The organism is Mesorhizobium amorphae CCNWGS0123, from assembly GCF_001686985.1.
Classification (GTDB): Bacteria; Pseudomonadota; Alphaproteobacteria; order Rhizobiales; family Rhizobiaceae; genus Mesorhizobium; species Mesorhizobium amorphae.
In genome coordinates this window covers 29,617-47,500 of record NZ_CP015318.1, presented here as the reverse complement: position 1 = coordinate 47,500, position 17,884 = coordinate 29,617, and the positions used below count along the sequence as shown (strand labels likewise).

Below are 17,884 nucleotides of genomic sequence, written 5' to 3'. Positions count from 1 at the left end.
ACGACTTCCCCGCTGTCTCCAGCATAGACTCAGTGAAATTGAATTCCCCGTGAAGATGCGGGGTTCCTGCGGTTAGACGGAAAGACCCCGTGCACCTTTACTATAGCTTTACATTGGCATTCGTAGTGGCATGTGTAGGATAGGTGGTAGGCTTTGAAACCTGGGCGCCAGCTCAGGTGGAGCCACCCTTGAAATACCACCCTTATTACTATGGATGTCTAACCGCGGCCCGTTATCCGGGTCCGGGACAATGTATGGTGGGTAGTTTGACTGGGGCGGTCGCCTCCTAAAGAGTAACGGAGGCGCGCGATGGTGGGCTCAGAACGGTCGGAAATCGTTCGCTGAGTGCAATGGCATAAGCCTGCCTGACTGCGAGACTGACAAGTCGAGCAGAGACGAAAGTCGGTCATAGTGATCCGGTGGTCCCGCGTGGAAGGGCCATCGCTCAACGGATAAAAGGTACGCCGGGGATAACAGGCTGATGACCCCCAAGAGTCCATATCGACGGGGTTGTTTGGCACCTCGATGTCGACTCATCGCATCCTGGGGCTGGAGCAGGTCCCAAGGGTATGGCTGTTCGCCATTTAAAGCGGTACGTGAGTTGGGTTCAGAACGTCGTGAGACAGTTCGGTCCCTATCTGCCGTGGGTGTAGGAATATTGAAAGGATCTGTCCCTAGTACGAGAGGACCGGGATGGACGGATCTCTGGTGGACCTGTTGTGGCGCCAGCCGCATAGCAGGGTAGCTATATCCGGACGGGATAACCGCTGAAGGCATCTAAGCGGGAAACCCACCTTAAAACGAGTATTCCCTGAGAACCGTGGAAGACGACCACGTTGATAGGCCGGGTGTGGAAGAGCGGCAACGCTTGAAGCTTACCGGTACTAATAGTTCGATCGGCTTGATCGTTCTCATTCCTTATGCCCATCGAGGCGACAATCCTTTGGATTGCGCCGAGATGGATGGCACAGAAAACAGCTTCTCGAACAACGTGCGTTTTGCCGACCTGGTGGTTATGGCGGAGCGGCTGCACCCGATCCCATTCCGAACTCGGCCGTGAAACGCTCCAGCGCTGATGGTACTTCGTCTCAAGACGCGGGAGAGTAGGTCGCTGCCAGGTCTGCCAAACGCACGTTGAAAAATCTTCTCCTTACGATTAGGCCCGCCAAACGGGATTTCGGGCCGCGCAAGCGGCCCTTTCATTTGGCGGCGCTTGAATCCGGTAAGTTTCGGCTTACTTCTAAGGTTGACGCGGGGTGGAGCAGCCCGGTAGCTCGTCAGGCTCATAACCTGAAGGTCACAGGTTCAAATCCTGTCCCCGCAACCAAGTTTCGAAAACGGCCCGCCTTGTGCGGGCCGTTTTGGTATTGCGCTGTGGTGGCCGGTTGATTTTTGCCCTCATCAGGGGCCCGCAAGGAGGTGAAGCCGACGCCGCGGGACTGAAAAAGTCAAATCCTGTCCCCGCAACCAAGTTTCGAAAACGGCCCGCCTTGTGCGGGCCGTTTTCGTTTGTGAACATGCAGGAAGGAAACTGCGCAATCCCAAGTGGAGCAGGTGACAGTTCCCGTACGCATGCAGACAGGAGCCGTCATGGACGCCAGACCCAATTCCCCTGAAGCCCGTGACATACGCTACCATCTGCATGGCTATACCAATGCTCGCAAGCATCAGGAATCGGGCCCGCTGGTCATCGAGAAGGGCGACGGCATCTATGTCGAGGATGTGGCCGGCAATCGCTACATCGAAGCGATGGCGGGCCTGTGGAGCGTAGCCGTCGGCTTTTCGGAAAAGCGTCTGGTCGACGCCGCCACAAGGCAGATGTCGAAGCTGCCCTATTATCACGACTTCGGTTCGAAATCGCATTCGCCGCTGATCGACCTGGCTGAAAGGCTGGTCCAGATGGCGCCGGTCCCGATGAACAAGGCGTATTTCACCAATTCGGGTTCCGAGGCCAACGACACGGCCATGAAGATGATCTGGTACCGGTCGAATGCGCTCGGCCAGTCGGCACGCAAGAAGATCATCAGCCGCAAACGCGGCTATCACGGCGTGACGATTGCCGCGGCAAGCCTGACCGGGCTGCCCAACAACCATCTGTCATTCGACCTGCCGATCGCCAACGTGCTCCACACGTCGACGCCGCATTACTGGCGCGAGGCCGAGCCGGGCGAAAGCGAAGAACAGTTCGCGAGCCGTCTTGCCGGGGATCTCGAGAAGCTGATCCTTGCGGAGGGACCGGAGACCATCGCCGCCTTCTTCGGCGAACCGATCATGGGCGCCGGCGGCGTCATCGTTCCGCCTGTCGGCTACTGGGAGAAGATCCAGTCGGTGCTGTCGAAATACGACATCCTGCTCGTGGCCGACGAGGTCATCTGCGGCTTTGGCCGGACCGGCGAGATGTTCGGCTCGCAGACCTTCGGCATCAGGCCCGACATCATGGTGCTGTCCAAGCAGATCTCGTCGTCATACCTGCCGATTTCTGCCCTGCTCATCAATGAGAGGGTGTTCGAGCCGATTGCGGAAGAGAGCGACCGCATCGGCACGTTCGGGCATGGCTTCACGGGCGGCGGCCATCCGGTGGCCGCCGCCGTGGCGCTGGAGAATCTCAAGCTGATCGAGGAGCGCGATCTTGTCGGCAATGCGCGTGCGGTCGGTGCGCACCTGCAGGCCCGGTTACGCAGGCTCGCTTCGCATCCGCTCGTCGGCGAGGTGCGCGGCGTCGGTCTGATCGCCGCCGTCGAGCTGGTCGCCGACAAGGCTGGCAAGGCGCCGTGGGGGAAGCCCGGTGCGCTCGGCGCCCTGGTCAACGGATTGCTGCAGCAGAATGGCGTCATCTCGCGCAACATGGGCGACGCGATCGCCTTCTGCCCGCCGCTGATCATCACCGAGGCCCAGGTCAATACGCTGGTCGATGCATTCGAGCGGTCGCTCACCGCCGCCCTCCCGCAGGTCCGGGCGCAGGGCTGAAGAAAGTCTGCGTTGCCTCCGGGGTTCATGTGACCGACCGTCGTCGGTGCGAGGCGATGCGCCGGCCAGGGGGCTGTCGCGCCATTTTGGAGGACCGCTCGCCGCATGTGGTCACGGTCGGGGCTTTCGACCGCCTTCCCAGCCAGGCAGTTCTGCTTGCCAAAAGAACCCCGACTGCCGTGGTCGGGGTGCGAGCTAATTGGCGGGGGGGCGTTCAGCTTCTTAGTGTAACACTCGACGTTGCAAGCTAAGGTTGTCATCCTTTCGGATTACATTAGTCACCTAAGATATAATTACCAAATTGTTAACCGGGATTAATGCGAGTTTTCCACAGCACCCTTAGTATGCATTTAGGTAGGTCGGGCTGGGCTACCTAAACGGAGCGTGGCGGGTGGCACCGTACGTCGAGCGTTGGATCGGCGTTTATGCCTTACTCCTTGAGATTTACTCCCAGTGAACGTGCAGGGCTGATATGCCGTGGATGAGGCTTATCGGTTCACACGCACGAGATGCTTTGCGTGGGGCGCCAGGCAAAGAAAAAGAGAGGATATAGAGAAAGTAAATCGGCAACGGAGAGCAGGAGTAAGGCTATGGTGTACTCTCAAAATCCCGATTTCTCGAATGGTGCCACGGGGGTGGCTATACACAATGGACATAATGGGCATCTGGCGGATAGCAGTGGTGTCGGCAAGATTAGGCTTGAAGGCGGACACCCGAACGAAGGTCTTGTCGTAATCATCGACAAGCGAGCACTTGAGCGGGAATGCCTCGCTCGCGGCCTTGTCGAACACAATCCTAGTTTACGGGTCAGTGCCGTGGGATCGCTCGACGAATTCCACAATATCGCCGACGCGGCCGAACCATCAGCTTTCCTCGTGCTTCTGGGAGCAAAAAGGGTCACCGACCAGAGCGTTCGGGCGGAGCTCTTGCACTTCGTTTCCGAGGTCGGCGCCGTGCCCGTCATCGTGGTCGCGGATTCCGATGAGCCAGGCGAGATCCTCGCGGCGCTCGAAAGTGGTGCTCGGGGCTACATTCCGACAAGTGTGACAGTGAAGGTTGCTGCCGAGGCCACTGGTCTCGCTCGCGCCGGAGGAATCTTCGTACCCGCCAGCTGCGTGCTGGCGCTTCGGGAGATCATCCACGCGACAGCAAGCAGCGCCCGTCCACTCACCGGCATGTTCACCACGCGCGAAGCGGCTGTCGTGGAGGCGCTCAGAAAAGGCAAGGCGAACAAGATAATCGCCTATGAGCTCAACCTTTGCGAGAGTACCGTCAAGGTCCACATCCGCAACATCATGAAGAAGCTGAAGGCTACGAACCGCACGGAGGTAGCCTACAAGCTCAGAGAGATGATGCTTTGAGGCCTACTGGGCCGGCCTGCCAGACCGGCCCCAGGTGATCTGACGCCGGGCATTGTCGCCTCGATTTTGGGGCGGTCATCCTTGAGGTCCGGATCGCAGACCTGATGCTCGGAGGTTCCCTCCGGGCTCTCCAATTCTTTGCGCGATTCCGGACGGGAAACCGCGACGCACTTTTCCTGGAATCGCCTTAGCGCAACAGATGTACGCCGGCGCGCGTCCCGGCGCGTCCCCGCTCGATCGTCGCGGACCTTGCGTTCACGATAAATCCGACGCTATCGCGTCCCAGCGCTTCGCCGCGATATGCAGCTTCGGCGGCCTTCAGCCCGCCTGTCAGCTTGCGGATTGCCGGCGCCGCTCCGAGCACGTCCAGCGGCAGGCCCAGTTGACCGCGGGCGGGTCGCTTCGGCGGCCACACCCTCAGGCCGAAGTAGCTGGCGGCCGAGCGATCGATCTCGCCGCTGAACTGCACCAGCAAGGCGTGGCGCGAGGTCTCGGAAATGCGGCCCAGGCTTTTGATATCCATTGGCGGTCTGTCGGAGGGCCGCATCGCGGCAACGATCACATCCCATTTGCCGTTGGTCAGCAGCGACGGATGCGCAAAAACGCCCACTCTCGCTCCACGATCGCGCAGCGCCTGCTCGATGAATGGCGCACAGGGCGTATCGCAGACAAGGGCGATTGTTGCGCCGGCATGCTCGACGCCGGCCTCGTCGAGCATGATGCAGCATAGCCGTGCGAGCTCAGGCAGCAGGTTAATGGCCGGATGGCTGAGGTTGGGAGCCGCGACTTTGATGCCGGCGTCGTCACAGCTGTCGAAGTCCACAATGCCGGGCCGAAGCTCCCATGGTTCGGCCATCAGCGAAACCACCGCATGAGGGGGCAGGAGTTCGATGAGCGATCTCGGGATCGGCCCAACCTGGAGACCGTTGGCGAGGAGATCGACGTCATGCCATCCGCGGCTGTCGATGCGGTTCATCACTTCGACGCGCTCGGCGACGTTGGCGTACTTGGCAAATGCCAAGGTGGCCTCGGCGGCCGTCGCCAGGGTCGAAAGTCTTTGGAATTCGCCGGCGAGCGCTATGACACGGCCGGCATCGGCCAGCGCAGCGGCTGTCGCGGCTACCGCCTGGTATCCCGTCGCGGTGCCAACGACCACGGTGAGCCCGGAGAGATCGAGATCGAGCAAGGCTATTTGCTCGCGGACGATGGCAAGTGCTTCCGCGTGGTCGATATCGGGAACATGGCGGGCGACCGGTCTTGCGGGGAACTCAAATGATGAGGGCATGAAGCTGTCCGTCACGTTGCGCGCTCTCCATTGTCAAGATCGGCCGGTAACGTCCTTTGACGCAGGAAGCCCTGCTTCACAGGATTTCGTCCGGGCGCGGTGCGCACGCCTTCACGCATTGCGTTCACTGGCCACCTTAGCCTGCCTGCGCATTTGCAAGCACGGTCCCCCGTGGTTTTCCTGTCTGCGGAGGAAAGTGATGGCCTGTATCAGGCTGGCACTCTCGACCGCTTCATGACGGATCCAGTTTCAATGCGTCATTCCTGCAAGTAAGGCTGAATTTGGCCGAACCGCTACCACGGCAATCGGATGCCGGTGATACGCCGTTCGGTCGGAAGACTTACCGCTGCCATGGCTGCAACGGACGGACCTGTCCGAACGAATAGGGAGGCGCCCGGCGCCTGGCCGGCTACCGGTATTGCGCTGGCCGCATCCGCGCAGCGGCAACAGTCGAGGCCAGTTTGAGACGGTCACCGTCAGCATTCGGCTGTGCGACGCGGTTCTGGCCTCTCCTGAACGATCATCTGCACCTCCCAGGGTTGTTGCATCGGCAGACGGCTCTCAACGGCTTGGCTGCCTCCACGGGGCCGACCGCCGCATGACATCGGTTGCCTTGAAATAAGGCTAAGGGGGTAACCGGCGACCGTTAGCTGGCTACCTCCTTTGCGGCTCTTGTCGCGGATGATCCGTCGCTGTGAAGTTGGGCGTTGCAACAGCACTCAAGCTGCAGCAGCACTCAAACAGCGTTCCTGGTCGAAACCCATGACAATCAGTGCATTCGACATAAATCCCCGCGGACCTGGCCTGCACGTCGGCCGCAGCCGTCGTCCACTCGGAGGCCGACGCAAGAGGATGATGGACGTGACGGTCGCTCTGGTCGCGCTTGTCCTGGCCGCTCCGGTCATGCTGATCGTTGCCCTTCTGATATGGGTAACCGATGGCGGGCCGGCGATATTTTCCCACACCCGTGTCGGTTTCAACGGCAAGCGTTTCGCCTGCTACAAGTTCAGGACCATGGTGGCCAATTCCCAGCAGGTTCTGGCCGACTATCTGGCGAACAACCCCGAAGCCGCCAAGGAGTGGGAGCAGAACTGGAAATTCAAGAACGACCCGCGCATCACATTCCTGGGGCGCATCCTCAGGAAGTCGAGCCTGGACGAGCTGCCGCAGCTCATCAACGTGCTGCGCGGGGAAATGAGCTGTGTCGGTCCGCGCCCGGTCGTTCCCGACGAACTGCAACGCTACGGCGCCTGTGCGGCCGAGTATTTGCAAGCCCGCCCAGGACTGACCGGCCTGTGGCAAGTGACAGGCAGAGACGCAGTAGACTATGCCAGTCGCGTCTCCATCGACAGCCGCTACATCCGAAACTGGTCGGTATGGGCCGATGTCGTCATTCTCGTACGGACGATCTTCGCCGTGATGAAATTCGACCAAGCGTCCTGACTGAAGGCGCGTCGCGTCCGAACGGCTTCATGTGGCGCGCCTTGCGCATGCCACGCTCCGTCATTGCTCATGGGTCACGCCACGACGCCATATGGCGCCGAGCAAGAGGCCGAGCACATAAGCGCACTGCAGCGTGGCAACGAGGAGCAGGATCGAAAGCAGGCGCTGCCGATCAAACAGATCGTCGGTACCGCTTGCCACGGCGCTGATGACGACGGTCACGGCCGTGACAACGATAAGTGCAGGTGCGCGAAAGCGAAATCCCAGCAAAATGCCAGTCACGCCGACGGCGACAAGGCTCCAAAGCACGGCGATCTCCTATGAGCGCGGAAGAACCAATGTGCCGCGCAAAGTCTCCCACATTTTGCGAGCCGTACCAACATTCAATCCGGTGCACGCCTATCGTCTGTGGTCTGCGCGCCTGGGGCTGCCCTACGCAACCCTCCTCGTGGCAATAGAGGCCTCGGGAAACCGCGCCTCCGTCCCTTGCACAAAAGGCGTAGGTCACCTTGCACCAATGTCACCCTTTCGCTCATTTCCTTGGCTGTCGGCTGAGCCTACGCTGCTTGCTGAAGATATGCGGAGTATTCACCCGCAGTGCGGCAGCATGCCTTGAATTGTTTTACTCGAGCGAATGCCGAGCCACGGACGACCCCTCTCATGGACCGCCAAAAAACGCAGGAAGTAGCGCTTTCGGTGCGACATTCCACAGACCAACATCCCATGCTGCAGGCATCCGTTCTGTTGCTCATCGTGTCGATCTGGTTTCCTGGCGCCACGCGGATTGCCGGAACCGATGGGTCGCTTTCCTTCCTGCTGGCTCTGTTCTGCGCACTGGTAAGCGTCGTCTGCTATGGCGAAACGGCAAGGCGCCTTCATCAGACCGAAGCGGCCCTGGCGGCTGCCGTGCTGACGACATCTGCCTTCATCATCGTTCTTTCCCTTCTATCGATGCTCTATGCAGACAGTCCGCTCCGGACAATGCGCGCAGTTTTCGCGCAGATATTCGGATTTGCCACTATCCCGGCGGTTGCAGCTATCTCTACCAGACCCAAGGGTTTCGAGGCGGTCGACAGGCTTGTGATGGCGATGATCATCATGAGCGTCGCAACATCGTGCCTTGTGACGATCGGCCTGGGCGACGCCAAGTTCGCCGACCGGGCTGAAGGATATTTCAAGCATTCGAACCAGTTGGGAATTGCGCTGTCGGCGGGGCTGCCGTTGATCGCCGCGCAGCTGGTCACTGCTCGCAGGCACCGGATTCTCCTGCTGGGCTGTCTTGCGGCGGTGCTGCTGGGCCTGGTGAAATCAGGTTCAAAGACAAATTTCGTTGTCGGCGTTGTCGGTCTCGGAATTTTCTTCGGCCTATACAGTATCTATCTGGTGATGCGAAAGCAGAGGCCGTTATCCGTGATCCTGGGCGTGGTTGCGGCTCCCGTGTTGATCCAGGTGTGTCTGGTCACATTGCAGTCCCTCAATCCACGGGCTTACAAGCTGCTGTCGGTTCAACTCTCCGGAGGTGAAGCGCATTCGATCGTATCGCGGCAGCGATTGTGGTCGATGTCCATCGATCTCGGCCTGACGCATCCCTTCATCGGGGTCGGGGCAGGGCAGCCGGTGGGCGACATTGCTCCTCATAGCCACAATCTGTTCATCGATTACTTCAGAACGCTCGGGGTGCCCGGCGTTGCGCTGGTAGCGGTCATCGTCCTGCTGGTCGCGGGATATCTGGTCACCGCCGTTCTTTCCACACTGTTCGGCAATGACAGGAGTGAGGACGCGACGGAAGCGAATGTGATGGTGCTCGGTTCATCGGTTTCGGTGTGGAATTACCTCGCGGCAAACCAGATGAGCGATTCCTTCGGCCCATCAACCGCGCCCTTCTTCTGGCTGCCCTTGGCGCTGCTCATGGCCTATCGCGGCATGCAACGATCGCTGCAGGCCGGCTCTGACGGGCATGCAAAGCTCTACGCCACCACTGCGCCGCAGCTATTCGAACGCTGAGGAACAGAAGAGCTGGGCGCCTTTTTCCCTGCTTCGTCGACCTTCCAAGAGTCAACTTCACCGGCTGAATCCAAATGACTTCGCACACGGTTCGTGACCTGGCGGCAAGCCTCCCGCCAAGCGCTGAAGCACGCGCGCTTCAGACAGACATTCGATTTGTGGAATTCTTCGGTCTCCCCGGGATTGGAAAGACAACTGCCTCCAGCCTGCTGGCAAACAGCCTGCGACGGTGCGGCCCGCTGATAGGTGAGGTGCAAATAGCCTGGGGGACAAGAACATTCATCCGCCGGCAGATCTACAGGATCGGCATTGTCGCTCCAAGACTCATGAATCGTGAGTTTCGCTCGTTGGTTGCGCGAATTGCACGCTTTGTCTTCGAAAGTGGGCAATCATCGATCATCGACGCAGTCAGGGTCATCTGGAACCTTTCGGTTCTGGTTGCCTATGTCGAGAACGAGAGGCCAAGAAGAAATACCATCATCATCATGGATCAGGGACTGCTGCAGGGGTTCTGGTCCATCTTGCTGAAGAGCAAGCATCGCGAAACATCCGAGAAATGGCTCGAGATCCTGTCCGCCATTGGCGTGCATGACATGGTTTTTGTCCATCTGCGCGGCGAGGCCGGCGTTGCACGCGATCGGCTCCTGACGAGGGGCGACCGGTCTTCGCGGATGCAGAGGACGTCTCCCGATCGCGACCTCGATCTCTGGTCGTCGGCCGACCGTGCCTGCCGCGAGATGGCGGCCGTACTTGAGACGGGAATGGGGACGGAAGATCACCTATTGGCGGCAGTCGACGTGGACAGGTTGGCCTCGCCCGAAGACGTGGCAGAAAGGGCACTTGAGGTCGTGCTTTTGGCCTGCCTCGACAGGCATCGGCTATGCGGTTCGGCTGGCCAATGAGCAGGAGGATGGACCGCCGTTCGTTCCTGAGCCTTGCCGGCATGTCGCCCGTGTTGGCCCTGTTGCCGCCGTCGTCCAAGGCAGAAGGCGGGCAAGCGCCTCTCCAGTCGGGTGGCAGCGGTACGCAGGTCGTGCTGAGAGGTGAGTACGGCTACGAACAACGGTCAGTTCGGGACCTGCAGGCCGGAGCAACAGTCGACGCGCGGAATGCGTCCTTCACAGTCGCCAACAGCAGAAACAGCGACCCAAGTGCGATCATGGGCTGCGATGCGGGGGCGCTGCCGGTCAATCGCTATCCGCTTGTCATCCGCAACTGCCCCAACGTCCACCTTGTCGGCGGGCGCTTCAACGGCGAGGTGCCGCTCACGTCGGACTGGCAGGACACCTACTGCAACAGCGCGGCCCTGCTTGTCAGGGACGGAAGCACCAATGCGACGATAGAAGGCGTGCGTGCACGCCGCTGCTGGGATGGCATTCGCTTCGCCGAGCGGGCCGATGGTTTTCTGCTCAAAGGATGCTGGCTCAGCGAAATCAGGGATGATGCGGTCGAAAACGACCATCTTCTCAGTGGCACCATCGACGATTGCCTGTTCGACGGTTGCTTCTCGGGGATCAGTCTGGATCCCGCATCGAACGAACGCGACGGGACACAGGAGATCGTGCGGATCGACGGGACACTGATCCGCATGCACGCCTATCTGGCCAAGGGCGACATCACACATCAGGCACCGGTCAAGGCTTCCGACGTGTCGCCCAGCCTGAGGATCGCTGGTTCGATTTTTGCGCTGGCTTCGGCAAACATGCGGGGATTTCGCCGCCTGGAACGCACCTGGAAAAAGACCATCGAAAGCCGTGACAATTTGTTGTTGTGGCTGCCCGACGAGCCAATCCCGTCCGCGCTGCCGCTGCCGCCGTCCGGTTTCAGAGTGCTGACGGGCAGCGACGCCCGCGCTCACTGGGACAAGGCTTATCTCCAGTGGATCACGGCGCATCAGGACGTGGCCCGGTTTTCCGACGAAGCGCTGTGAGACCGTGCGCACCGTCGGCAGAAGCCGCGTGCCGGGTCCGGGCCGGTTCACCGTTTCATCAAGTGCATCACGCAACAATGAAGACAAAGGTGGGGAGCCATGAAAGCCAGGGAAGTCGAGCTTCTGTGCACGCTGGGTCCGGCGTCGCTCAATGACAAGGTCATCCATTGGTTGGACCGGGTCGGCACTTCGCTTTTGCGCGTCAATCTATCACACACGAAGATTGAGGACCTCGAGCGGATCATCACCTTCATCCAGAAGCGGACGCGCATTCCGATCTGTCTCGATACCGAAGGCGCGCAGGTTCGCACCGGTCCGCTGGTCGAAGGCAAGGTCATGGTGCATGAGAACCGGTTCCTGACCGCCCGTGCGCGGCCGGTGGCGGGCGACCAGTTCAGCATCAGCTTCTACCCGGCATACATCGTCAACAAACTTCAAGTCGGCGATTTCATCAGCATCGATTTCAACGCTGTCCTGACCCAGGTCGTGGAGAAGGACAACGAGGCAGTGATCCTGAGGGTCCTGAACGGTGGGGAGCTCGGTCAGAACAAGGCAGTAACGGTGCAGCGCACGCTCGATATGCCGCCCCTGACCGAAAAGGATGTGGCCGCCATCGCGATCGGCCGCCGGATGGGGATACGCCATTTCGCGCTTTCCTTTGCGCATCGCGCTTCGGATGTCGATGGGATCCGGGCCAAGGCCGGGCCCGGCGCGATCATCATTTCCAAGATCGAATGCCTGAGTGGCTTACGCAATCTCGCAGCCATAGCCGAGAAGTCAGACGCAATCCTGATTGACCGCGGCGACCTGTCCCGGGAAGTCCCGATCGAGCAGATCCCCGCAGTTCAGAAGATGATCATCCGAAATGCGAAATCGCATGGCGCGAAGGTCTATGTCGCAACGAACCTGCTGGAGTCGATGACGAGCGCGCCAACGCCGACTCGCGCCGAGGTCAACGACGTCTACAATACATTGGCGGACGGTGCCGACGGCCTCGTCCTGGCGGCGGAAACAGCCATCGGTCAATACCCGGTAGCCTGTGCCAGGATGGTCGTCAAAGTCGCCGAGCAATTCCGGCGGAATATGGCCGGCGGCGCCCACGCCATCCGAGTGCGTCCGTCATCGCTGCACGCCGGTGTCGAGCCTCATGGCGGGCGCCTGGTCATTCGGACGCTGGGACCGGCGGAAGATCTGGAAATCAACGACTTGCCGACGGTCACGGTCGCAGATGAGGACTTGACCGATGTCGAGCAGATCGCCCGCGGCACCTTCTCGCCGCTCTGCGGCTTCATGGACAAAGGGTGCCTGGAAAGCGTACTTGAACACAACCGGCTTCCCTCGGGATTGGCCTGGACGATGCCGGTTGTGCTGGCTGTTCCCAAAGAAACCGCAAGCCGATTTTCGAATGGTGACCGCGTTCTGCTTTGCAGCAAAAGCGGATTGTCGCACTCCGTTCTCGACATCTCCGAAACCTACGAGTTCGATCCGGAGCTGCTCGCGCGCAAATGGTTCGGCACGGACTCGCGCGAGCATCCAGGTGTCGCCCGCGTGCTTGCGCGCGGCGGACATTTCCTCGCCGGCGGCATCACCCTCATCCAGCCGCTGCCTTCGCCGTACCGGCGCTACGACCTGACGCCGGCCCAGCTGCGCACGGTCTTTGCGCACAAGGGCTGGACCCGGGTGGTGGCCTTCCACAGCCGCAACCTGGTCCATCGTGTCCACGAAGTGATCCAGTTGGCCGCCCTGGAGCGCACCTACGCGGACGGCCTGTTGATCAATCCTGTCGTCGGAAATGCCAAGCGCGGCGATTTTATGCCGCATCTTGTCCTCGACGGCTACCAGGCCATGCTCGACTACGGCATTTACCCGCCGGGCAAGGTGGTGCTCGCAAGCTTCATCACCTACCCGCGATTTGCCGGTCCTCGCGAGGCGGTTTTCACCGCCCTTTGCCGCAAGAACATGGGCTGCAGCCATTTCATCATCGGACGGGATCACTCGGGTGTCGGCGGTTTCTACGGCGCCAACGAGAGCAGGGAGCTGTTTGATGAACTGGGCGACATAGGCATAGAGCCGATCTTCTTCGATGCCATCGGCTACGACAGCCAGTCCGAGAGCTATGTCGACCTGAACGCCTGCAAGGCCGCGACGCCCATCAGCGGCTCGGAGATTCGACGCGCCTTGCGGGCGGGAGAAGCGCTGCCGAACTGGATGATGCGATCCGAGGTGCAGGAGGTGGTGCGCGCCGAGGTGATGATGAAACACGCGCTGTTCCAGGAATAGGATGGGAACGATGGCCAACGGAGTGAAGCATTTCGGGCTGCCGCGGCAGGACCGCGAATATCCTGAACCGGGAACGGTGCTATGGCTGCTCGGACCAACCTCCGCCGGCAAGACGACGCTGGCGATGCGCGTCGTTGCGGATTTGCGACGGCTCGGGGTTCCGGTCATTCTCTTTGATGGCGACGAGGTCCGCGGGTTCTTCGGAGCCGACCTTGGCTTTGGCACAGACAGCCGGTTGCGCGTGGTGTCGGTGTTGGTGCATCTGGCCAACAAGGCGGCCGATGCCGGCCTGCACGTCGTGGTCGCCGCGCTGACCGCAGGGCAAGATGCTCGCGAGCATGTTCGCGAAAATGTCAGAAACCTGACAATCGGCTACGTCGCCTGCTCCGTCGAGACCTGTGCGCAACGGGACCCGAAGGGCCTGTATCGCAAGGCAATTAGCGGCGAGATCGATACCCTTATCGGCTACAACAGTGAATATCGGCCGCCAGACAGCCCGGATCTCGTTCTCGATACCGAGGCGCATTCCGTGGACGAACTCGCTGCGCGGATCGTTGCCTCGTATGTCTGGAACTGACCCCGGTGTGCCGGCCAGCGGCATCCCATCTTCATCCTCTGAGCGCGTCGGCAACTGAGGCGGCGGCATGAACGATTCCGAACTCGCGCGTTTCTTTCTTTCCCTGGTTCTGCTGCTCATCGGCGCATTGGGCGGCGGCCTTGTGTTCGAGCGCCTGAAGCTGCCGCGCGTGATTGGCGAAATCGCCGGCGGAATTGTGCTCGGCCCGTCCGTGCTGGGGCTTGTCTCGTCCGAAGCGCACAAATGGCTGTTTGCCGGGTTCCCCGCGCAGGGTGCCTTGCTCTCCGCCTTCTACTGGCTGGGCCTGGTGCTGCTGATGTTCACCGCCGGCTTCAAGATGCAGACGGAAGGCATGGAAGGATCGGGCCGCATCATACCGGCGCTGGTGATCGGCGCGCTCGTGGTTCCGTTCGCGTGTGGCTATGCGGGCGCGCCGCTGTTTGCGGACGCACAGGCGGGCGATGACCTTGCGTTCAAGCTGGTGATGGGTATCGCCGTGGGCGTCACGTCGATCCCGGTCATCTCGCGCATCTTCCTCGATCTTGGCCTGATGAACAGCTCCTTCGCGCGCAACATCATCGGCGCCGCGACCATCCAGGATCTCATCCTCTGGAGCATGCTTGCCATCGCCACGGCGGTGCAGAACGGTGACGCCGCCGACGCGGGCGGCATCGGGCGTGTGATCGCCGTCAACCTCGCCTTCGTGATCGTCTCGCTGTTTTTCGCTCCGGCAGCGGCACGTGCGATTCGTCGAAGCGTCTTCGGCAAGTTCAGCGAAGCGTCTCTCACCGGCTACACCATGCTGCTGTGCCTGGTCTTCGTCGCGGCCGCGAGCCTCTTGAAAGTGAACGTCATCTTCGCCGCGCTTCTGGCGGGGCTCGTGATGGCGCGTTTTCCCTCGCGGCATCTTGCTCCGGTGAAACAACATATCGCCGATATCTCGATATGGTTTTTCGTGCCGATCTACTTCGCACTGGTCGGCTTGCGGCTCGATCTGGCGCATCAATTCGACGGCCCGCTCACGCTCTTCTTCATCGTCGCAAGCACGGCCATCAAGCTGGTGAGCTGCACCATTGCCGCCAGAGCAGCGGGTACCGACTGGGCCAGGGCTTTCGACTACGGCGTCGCCATGAACACGCGTGGCGGACCCGGCATCGTGCTGGCGAGCGTGGCGTACGCCGCCGGCATCATCGACGAGCGCATGTTCACCGCGCTGGTGCTGGCTTCCATTCTGACTTCGCTTGCCACCGGGCTCTGGTTGCGCTGGCGGCTGGCGCGTGATTCCGAGGCATTCGCCGAATTTGCGAAACCACCCGCAGCTGGGATGCGCGGCGCTGCGAGCCTGGCATCGACGATCGCAGACTTGCTGGTCCGGTTTTCCCGGTCGTCGCCAGGCCGAGACCGGCACGCCGCTGCCAAGCCTTCAGGTCCGGGACCGGATGGACCTGAGCTTTCAAAGCAATCGAATGAGCGAAATGAACTCCTGCCGAAAGGGCGCTTCGCCCATTGAATGCGCCTGCCCAGCGACAGATCAGATCGTCGCATTGGTTGACTGGAGGACGACCACCCGATGAATCAGCACCAGGCGGTTGACAGAACCGTGGCGTCAGGCGCCACCGATTACAACGCGGCCGCGTTCGTGATCCAGGGGCGCCTGACGCGCGTCCGTGGGCAAAACATTCTGTTCAGTTCCTGCCGGCAGGCCATTTTCGCCGTCAACGATACGGCTGCCGACATCTGGCGCTCTCTGGAAGAAGGCATGCCACCGCACGCCATCGCGTTCGAGATTGCGCGGAGCGGCGTCGACAGGCGTGAGGCAGACAGGCATGTCGAGGCGGCGCTCGAGGATTGGCAGCGGCTGGACCTGATACGGCCCTGTGCGCCATTGTCTCCACCATCGGCCCGCGAGCATGTAAGCCAGGTGGTCGGCATTGCGGGTCTTTATGTACGCATCGTTTATCCGGCAGCCCGCGCCTTCCCCGCGATCACCGCATTTCGCCATCTCGAGGTTGAAAGAGAGGCTGCCGACGTTCTGCTCCGGGTCGTCGAGTGCGAGGGGCGGATTCACCTGTTTCGGGATCGCGACTGGATCCTGTCCTGCTCGCCCGACGAACTTCCCGTCATACTAAAAGGGCAATTGCTGACCGAGGTTCTCGATCACCGCGCCTATGAACTTGCTGTCCATGCGGCTGCCCTTCGCAGAAATGGACGCATCGTGCTTCTTTGCGGCAATCCGGGCGCGGGCAAGACAACGCTGACCATGGCGTTGGTCCATGCGGGGTTCGGCTTCGCCGCTGACGATGTGACGCTGCTTGACTCAAAGGGCCATGGCGTGGGTCTCCCGTTCGCTCCCGCGGTCAAGGCCGGAGCTTGGCCCCTCCTGGTCGAATACTGCCCCGATCTCGGCGCTGCTCCAGTCTGTCGTCGCCCGGACCGCAGACGGGTGCGCTTTGCCGTACCCAGGGAGTCCGTCCCGGCACCAGCTTCTCCTCTACCCATCGGCTGCGTGGTGCTGCTCCGGCGAGGCCGCGACTCGAAGGCTTGCCTCGCGCCGATCGACCCAGCCAGCGCATTGCGTGGCTTGCTCAACGGCGCCTTTTCGCCCGGCGGGGATTTGAGCGGCACGGCGTTCGACGTGCTGACCCAGATCATCGGATCGGCGCAGACCTATTGCCTGACCTATTCGAGGCTCGAGGATGCAGTCGAGCTGATCACGAAAGCCTGCCGATGATGCGCAGGGGCAACGCACTTGAGGCGTTGATCGCCGGGCTTCGCGGTTGTCCGACCGACAGGGCCGACTGGCAGGCAGTGATTGCGCTGGCAAATCACACTCTGCTCACACCCGACTTGTTCTCGTCCCTCGCCCGTGCCGGCCAGATCCACCGGCTGCCGCAGGAGGTGCGCGAATACCTGGAGTTTGTTCACGACTGCAATCGGGAACGGAACCTGCGCCTGCGAACCCAACTGAGTGAAGCCGTTGCTGCCCTCAACCGCCGTGACATCGTTCCGGTCCTGCTCAAGGGAGCGGTTCCCCTGTTTCTATCCCCGGCCGGACAGGTTCCCAGCAGGATGACCAGTGATCTCGATCTGGCTGTGGCGCCGGCCGAAGAGGCAGCCGCGCAAGCCTGCCTTGAAGAGCTAGGATATGTCCAGGTTCCGGGCAGTCGAGGCGCGACCCGCCAGCAAGATGCCGGAATGCTGGAGCTTCGGCCGAGCCGACCAAACCACCTTGAACGCCCCAGTCCCGTCCAGCGAGACGGTCTTCGGGTGGAAATTCCTCCCGCGCAGTCGCGGGCTTTGCACTGGATCGTGCACGATCTTCTCAAGGAGGGGGATTACTGGCGCGGACGGATTGATCTCAGGCACCTTCACGACCTGGCACGATTGGCGGAAAGCGACCACGTGGATTGGACGGCACTGCAGACATCGGTGTCGGATCAAAGCGCCCGCAATGCGCTCGATACTCAGCTCCTGGCCTTGCACCATTTCTTCGGGACCGGGATTCCGGCAAAGTGCGCGCAGCGCCCGATGGTCCGTTTTCAGCACTGGAGGCGCATCTTCACGGCGACACACCCCATCATTGGCGCGCCCTTGCGCCTGGCCGGCAATCTGGCATGGGGCACATGGCGGCTTTCGCGTGCCGACGGCCTGGCGCGACTTGGTCCGTTTGATCTCGCGCGCCGCATCGCTCGCACGCTCCTGGAGGCGCGCACGAAAATATAAGCCTTTTGGAGAGCTTGTGCCTCTATTCTGGAATTCCTAAAGTAAATTCGTCAAAATACGGGGTTATGACATGGCAACCGAAAGTAGAGGGCAATCGGAACGGACGCAGGAGAGCCTGGTCTCAGAAGCTCAAGCGCGCCGGGACTTTCTCAAGAAGGCAGGGCGTTTTGCTGCGGTGACGCCGCCGGCGATAACGCTTTTGCTCGGCACAAGCTTGAACTCCAAAGCGATTGCCAAATCGGGTGGATCACGCCCGGGTCATGGCTGGGGGGACAAGAACCACATTCACCTCGGCCCTCCGGGCCAGCTCCGCA

At 61.0% G+C, this 17,884-nt stretch carries 14 protein-coding genes, 1 tRNA gene and 2 rRNA genes (1 of these 17 cut by a window edge); 15 read left to right on the top strand and 2 right to left on the bottom strand.

What is annotated here, in order from left to right; translation table 11 throughout:
* From A6B35_RS00180 to A6B35_RS00160, 5 genes are all read left to right on the top strand, one after another.
* Positions 1–909: ribosomal RNA gene (locus A6B35_RS00180) — 23S ribosomal RNA — on the top strand; it begins 1,889 nt to the left of the window's first position.
* 96 nt (positions 910–1,005) lie between these two features.
* Positions 1,006–1,120, top strand: a 5S ribosomal RNA gene (gene rrf / locus A6B35_RS00175).
* Between the two features lie 130 nt (positions 1,121–1,250).
* Positions 1,251–1,327, top strand: a tRNA-Met gene (locus tag A6B35_RS00170).
* A 263-nt stretch (positions 1,328–1,590) separates the two neighbouring features.
* Positions 1,591–2,967, top strand: a complete 1,377-nt coding sequence (locus tag A6B35_RS00165) for an aspartate aminotransferase family protein (protein ID WP_040583492.1) — start codon at positions 1,591–1,593, stop codon at positions 2,965–2,967.
* 590 nt (positions 2,968–3,557) lie between these two features.
* Positions 3,558–4,328 (top strand): response regulator transcription factor, encoded by a 771-nt coding sequence (locus tag A6B35_RS00160; protein ID WP_006204575.1) that lies wholly within the window; start codon positions 3,558–3,560, stop codon positions 4,326–4,328.
* Positions 4,329–4,515: 187 nt separating this feature from the next.
* Here A6B35_RS00160 and A6B35_RS00155 read toward each other — a convergent pair whose 3' ends face one another.
* Positions 4,516–5,304 (bottom strand): hypothetical protein, encoded by a 789-nt coding sequence (locus tag A6B35_RS00155; protein ID WP_156788596.1) that lies wholly within the window; start codon positions 5,302–5,304, stop codon positions 4,516–4,518.
* On the opposite strand from A6B35_RS00155, the gene A6B35_RS35365 reads away from it, so the two are divergent.
* Together A6B35_RS35365 and A6B35_RS00150 are read left to right on the top strand one after the other, a co-directional pair.
* Positions 5,275–5,604, top strand: a complete 330-nt coding sequence (locus A6B35_RS35365; RefSeq protein ID WP_156788594.1) for a hypothetical protein — start codon at positions 5,275–5,277, stop codon at positions 5,602–5,604. The two genes, A6B35_RS00155 and A6B35_RS35365, sit on opposite strands and share 30 nt — an antisense overlap.
* 771 nt (positions 5,605–6,375) lie before the next feature.
* Positions 6,376–7,056: a sugar transferase gene (locus tag A6B35_RS00150; RefSeq protein ID WP_040583491.1), complete on the top strand. Its 681-nt coding sequence runs from the start codon at positions 6,376–6,378 to the stop codon at positions 7,054–7,056.
* A 60-nt stretch (positions 7,057–7,116) separates the two neighbouring features.
* On the opposite strand, the gene A6B35_RS00145 is transcribed toward A6B35_RS00150, so the two are convergent.
* Positions 7,117–7,365 carry a hypothetical protein gene (locus tag A6B35_RS00145; protein WP_006204572.1) on the bottom strand — a complete coding sequence of 83 codons (249 nt, stop codon included), beginning with the start codon at positions 7,363–7,365 and terminating at the stop codon, positions 7,117–7,119.
* Between the two features lie 351 nt (positions 7,366–7,716).
* On the opposite strand from A6B35_RS00145, the gene A6B35_RS00140 reads away from it, so the two are divergent.
* From A6B35_RS00140 to A6B35_RS00105, 8 genes are all read left to right on the top strand, one after another.
* Entirely contained in the window at positions 7,717–9,060 is a 1,344-nt protein-coding gene (locus A6B35_RS00140) for an O-antigen ligase family protein (RefSeq protein ID WP_083209826.1), read from the top strand.
* A 74-nt stretch (positions 9,061–9,134) separates the two neighbouring features.
* The gene (locus A6B35_RS00135; protein ID WP_139032177.1) at positions 9,135–9,962 is read left to right on the top strand and encodes a hypothetical protein; all 828 of its coding nucleotides are present in this window, start codon (positions 9,135–9,137) and stop codon (positions 9,960–9,962) included.
* An 8-nt stretch (positions 9,963–9,970) separates the two neighbouring features.
* Positions 9,971–10,990: a hypothetical protein gene (locus tag A6B35_RS00130; RefSeq protein ID WP_006200355.1), complete on the top strand. Its 1,020-nt coding sequence runs from the start codon at positions 9,971–9,973 to the stop codon at positions 10,988–10,990.
* Between the two features lie 99 nt (positions 10,991–11,089).
* The gene (locus A6B35_RS00125) at positions 11,090–13,270 is read left to right on the top strand and encodes a pyruvate kinase (RefSeq protein WP_006200354.1); all 2,181 of its coding nucleotides are present in this window, start codon (positions 11,090–11,092) and stop codon (positions 13,268–13,270) included.
* A 10-nt stretch (positions 13,271–13,280) separates the two neighbouring features.
* On the top strand, positions 13,281–13,847 hold the full coding sequence (locus A6B35_RS00120) for an adenylyl-sulfate kinase (RefSeq protein ID WP_006200353.1): 567 nt from the start codon (positions 13,281–13,283) through the stop codon (positions 13,845–13,847).
* A 142-nt stretch (positions 13,848–13,989) separates the two neighbouring features.
* A complete protein-coding gene (locus A6B35_RS00115) occupies positions 13,990–15,357 on the top strand; it encodes a cation:proton antiporter (RefSeq protein ID WP_244425874.1) in 1,368 nt (455 codons plus the stop codon).
* Positions 15,358–15,417: 60 nt separating this feature from the next.
* Positions 15,418–16,578 (top strand): PqqD family peptide modification chaperone, encoded by a 1,161-nt coding sequence (locus A6B35_RS00110; protein ID WP_006200351.1) that lies wholly within the window; start codon positions 15,418–15,420, stop codon positions 16,576–16,578.
* A complete protein-coding gene (locus A6B35_RS00105; protein WP_006200350.1) occupies positions 16,575–17,570 on the top strand; it encodes a nucleotidyltransferase family protein in 996 nt (331 codons plus the stop codon). The genes A6B35_RS00110 and A6B35_RS00105 overlap by 4 nt, the downstream gene beginning before the upstream one ends.
* Positions 17,571–17,884 lie beyond the last annotated feature (314 nt).